The following is a 3,170-nucleotide window of genomic DNA, read 5'->3' as shown; positions in this document are numbered from 1 at the left end:
CTAGGACAGCCCCTATAATTAGATTAAATCTCTTGGTCTCAATATGCCGAATGTTACTTCAAAAGTATTTTACGAAATCAGATCGATTGAACAAGTTTTATTTAATAATTATCTTGAGTATATTGCTTTTAATAAAAATGACGCTTATTTATGATTTATGAAGAAACACTATCTGAACGAGGTAAACTGACGATAATAAGGCTTGAGCAGGCTCTCGAACGTTTATGAAACGGCGTTCCCGAACGAACTCCCCACGATGGGCGAGTAACTCTGAGCCATATCAATCAAGAAGCGGGTAAGAAGCGGGTCTAAATTCAGGAGGGATCTCCTATTATGTTGAATTTGTTCAGAAAGCTAAAAGAGCTATTCATGAAAGAAAACTCGATCATGCGGTGTCTACTGTCGCTTCAGGTAAAGCCTCGGTGGATAAAATGCGCGCACAAAGAGATAAGGAACGCGAGTTAAAAGAGCGTTATAAAGCACAGAGAGACGATATCAAAGTTTTCTGTGATAAGATTTTTGCTAAAAATGCTCAGTTAAAATTCTCTTTGTTCGAAACATTCGATAAGATCGACGCCTTGGAAAGGGAAGTATCAGCACTCAAGATTGTTGATATCAGTAGCAGGAGAAGTCAGTGATTTTGTATATAGCTGAAAAACCAAGCGTGGGCAGGGCGGTCGCTGATGTTTTGTCTAAACCGCATCAAAAGGGTGACGGATTTATTAGAACCGCCAACGGTGATGTGGTGACTTGGTGTATTGGCCATTTACTCGAACAGGCTGAGCCTGATGCCTATAACCCTGAATTCAAAAAATGGCGCAGGGAACACCTACCTATTGTACCTGTTAAGTGGAAACACTCGGTAAAGCCGGCTACGCAGAAGCAATTTAAAGTTATAAAAAAACTGATCAACGAAGCCGATGTGTTAGTCAATATGGGTGACCCCGATAGGGTCGGGCAAATTCTGGTTGATGAGATTATCAATTATTGTGGTGTGCCTAAAGAGAAGCGGGAAGCGGCTAAACGCTGTTTAATTAATGACATGAACGCCGATGCTATCCTAAGGGCTTTAAACGACCTACGCAGAAATATTGACTTTATTCCTTTAGCCACTTCAGCTTTAGCCCGGGCACGTGCTGACTGGCTATATGGTATCAATATGACCCGCTTATGCACCTTGCGGGGGCAGTCATCGGGTTATAATGGTGTCCTCTCTGTCGGACGGGTACAAACTCCAGTATTAGGTTTAGTGGTTAACCGCGACTTAGAGATAGAGAATTTTGTCTCTAAACCCTTCTATGACGTTTTTATTGATTTTAAAACCGATAAGAATCAAGTTTATACAGCAAAATGGAAGCCGAGTTCCGCTTGTGAACCATATATGGATGAAGAGGGGCGACTGGTGCTTAAAAAGCTGGCTGAAACCGTTTTGAAGAAGGTGACAGGTCAGTCAGGAACCGTGCTTGCGGTAACCGAAGAACGGGCGAAACAAGCCTCGCCATTACCCTATAACCTGTCCGCGCTGCAAATCGATGCTTCAAGACGTTTTAATCTCAATGCGCAGAGGACCCTTGATGTTTGCCAGCAACTATATGAGAAGCATAAGCTGATTACCTATCCTCGTTCAGATTGTCGTTATCTACCCAGTGGACACTTCGGTGACACTCAGAGGGTGACTCAAGCGATCACTAAAACCGTCCCAGGACTGACGGAAGCAGTCGGTATAGCTGATCTGTCTGTTAAGTCTAAAGCATGGAATGATGACAAGGTCAGTGCGCATCATGCCATTGTCCCGACCAGTCGCGGAGTGGATATCAGTCGTCTGTCACTGGATGAACAGAACGTTTATGAACTGTTAGCCAGACAGTATCTAATGCAGTTCTATCCACCTTTTCAATATCAGGAAAAGCAGATTGATACCGAAGTCGGCGGTGGCTTGTTCATCAGCAGGCAAAAAGAGGTGGTTGATAAAGGTTGGAAAGCATTATTACCCGAGCGGAAATCATCTTATGAAGATCCGGAGTTCTCAGCTGTAAGGTTACCAGACGTTATTAAAGGGGAGGCGGTACTCTGTGTTGATGGACGGCTTGATGAAAAACAGACCTCACCGCCAAGGCACTTTACCGATGCCTCTTTGCTATCAGCTATGACGGGCATTGCCAGATACGTGACCGACAGGGCAATTAAGAAGGTACTAAGAGATACTGATGGTCTTGGGACGGAAGCTACCCGAGCAGGCATCATTGAGTTACTGTTTAAGCGAGACTATTTGACCAAAAAAGGCAAAGAAATCCACGCCACAGATATTGGACGTAGACTGATACTCTCCCTGCCAGAAGCGATGACCAAACCTGATATGACGGCACATTGGGAGTCTCAATTAGAAGCTATTTCTGAAAAAAAAATAAAATATGGTCAGTTTATGCAACCGATGGTAGAAGGGCTGCATGTATTCATATATCAGGTTGATAATATTCACTTTGGTGGCCTTAAAGGTTTGGGCAAAGCTTCCTATAAAAAGCTCACAACAAAAATTCGGAAAAAAGATATCTTCAATAAGAAGCCCTAATGTTATCAGGGTTTGAATCCCTTAGAACCATCAAGAATCTTTTTTTCGCTGTCATATGATAAATCAGAGAAGGAAGCCATTTACTTGGCTCCCTTATTCGTTTCGATGGGATAACAGCTGATTAATTGCGCGAAGTTTGCCATTTAATTGATTAGTTTTTTCTAAGGTATCTTACTGTGGCTTGATGATTTTTAGCTTCTTATGCGGAATTTTCTTTAGAAGTTCTTGATAAGCTTCAAGTTCGTAACTAATCATGGATAGCTCTTTTTCTAATGTTTCCTTTCAGAAGAGAGCACATGCTTTTCATCAAAAATTAATTGAAATTCCTCATTATTTTTTATGTTCAACGAAAATACATAGCTTATGTGTTTTGGGCGTCCACTTGAAAGCACTAAACCTTGCTTCTTTAATTCATGTATACTAGGGCCTACAAGGCCAGCAGCCTGTTTAAAAGATAAACTTAGCTCATAATAGATATATTTATCAATGAGTTACGTGATATTAATTAACAATTAGCTTTGCCTAACACCTGCCGAAACTTTTTACTGCTCCGAAATGAAGTGACCTGCCCCTAGGATTAGATCCTGTAGTGGTCAACTAA

The 3,170-nt window shown here is 41.7% G+C and carries 2 protein-coding genes; both read left to right on the top strand.

The annotated features are described in order from the left end of the window. Positions 1–392: 392 nt before the first annotated feature. A complete protein-coding gene (locus BBW68_RS19210) occupies positions 393–638 on the top strand; it encodes a hypothetical protein (protein ID WP_222563089.1) in 246 nt (81 codons plus the stop codon). Then, positions 635–2,569 (top strand): DNA topoisomerase III, encoded by a 1,935-nt coding sequence (locus BBW68_RS11865; protein ID WP_070135525.1) that lies wholly within the window; start codon positions 635–637, stop codon positions 2,567–2,569. Before BBW68_RS19210 ends, BBW68_RS11865 begins: the two co-directional genes overlap by 4 nt. Positions 2,570–3,170: the final 601 nt, after the last annotated feature.

Source organism: Candidatus Erwinia dacicola, assembly GCF_001756855.1.
GTDB lineage: Bacteria > Pseudomonadota > Gammaproteobacteria > Enterobacterales > Enterobacteriaceae > Erwinia > Erwinia dacicola.
The sequence above is the reverse complement of the archived record's forward strand: the minus strand, read 5'-3'. Positions and strand labels throughout refer to the sequence as shown.